Below are 1,292 nucleotides of genomic sequence, written 5' to 3'. Positions count from 1 at the left end.
CCGTGCAACTCCAAAGCCCCCACCAGGTTTTCTTGTTTGGTGATGATGAAGTGGTGATCGTAGATACCTAGAATGTTGTTCTCATCAGCCATAGAATAGATTTTAGCAACGGCGCCGTAAACCCCCTAGCTTTAGCTAAGCGGATTAAGGCGCATACTATTAAATATCACCGAAGTTATGTATAATGCCCCATGCTAATCACTTACAAGCAAAAGCCCTACCATTCAAACAAAAACAAGCATATAGACAAGCTTTTGCGTCTTTATGGCATTTGTTATAACCATTGTATCGCTTTGCATAAGAGACTTAAAAAGACACATCACAAAGCTAAAGAAAACAACGCGTTTCGCCTTTTTGAAAACTCTAGGCTCGCAAACCTTGCAGGAGCTAGTAGAGAGAATAGACAAAGCCTATAAGAAGTTTTTTAAGAAACAGGGCAGACCGCCCCGTTTTAAAAAAGTGACTAACTATCAGTCTTTCACATTTTCGCAATGTGGTTACAAAATCAAAGACAGCATTATTTCTTTTAATGGCTATGCCTTTAAGTTTGTCAAGACCTATGACCTTGTAGGTAAGCCTAAAACTTTAACCATTAAAAGAAATAATCTAGGCGATTATTTCTTGTGCCTTGTATGTGAGATAGAAGACAATCCTAAGTCCGCAGGTGGTAACAGCGTGGGGCTTGACTTTGGGTTAAAAACTTTTCTCACATGATCTAATGGCACACAAATTCCATCGCCTTTATTTTTCTCTAAACATTTGCCTTTGATTCGCGCTTGTAGCCGTTCTCTATCCAAAAAGAAAAGAGGTAGCCATAACCGCCTAAAAGCTAGATTAAGACTTGCTAGATTGCATAGAAAAATCAAAAACCTAAGAACAGACTTTTTCTACAAGCTTGCCAATAGCCTATCTAAGCAATACACCACGATTTTCATTGAGGATTTGAACTTGAAGGGTATGGTTAAGTTGTGGGGACGCAAAATCAATGATCTGGCTTTTGGTGAGTTTGTGGCTATTTTGGAGAGAAAACCCAAGTGATTAAGATTGATAGATTCTATCCCAGCTCTAAGACTTGTTCTAGCTGTGGAGCGATTAAAGAGGATTTGAGCCTAAAAGATAGGGTGTTTGATTGCCCCTCTTGTGGGTTTTCTTTGGATAGAGATTTAAACGCAAGCATTAATATTTATAGAGTGGGGGCATCCACTCTTGGAGTAGAGGCTGTAAGACCCGCCTAGCGGGCGAGCCTTGATGATCCCGCAATCCCCTGGCTTTGAGCGCGGGGAGTATGTCAA

The 1,292-nt window shown here is 40.5% G+C and carries 1 pseudogene; it reads left to right on the top strand.

Going from position 1 to position 1,292, the window contains the following annotated elements:
• Positions 1 to 191: 191 nt before the first annotated feature.
• A pseudogene (locus tag C6G87_RS07230) lies at positions 192 to 1,235 on the top strand (RNA-guided endonuclease InsQ/TnpB family protein).
• Positions 1,236 to 1,292 lie beyond the last annotated feature (57 nt).

The organism is Helicobacter baculiformis (assembly GCF_900197685.1).
Classification (GTDB): Bacteria; Campylobacterota; Campylobacteria; order Campylobacterales; family Helicobacteraceae; genus Helicobacter; species Helicobacter baculiformis.
The sequence above is the reverse complement of the archived record's forward strand: the minus strand, read 5'-3'. Positions and strand labels throughout refer to the sequence as shown.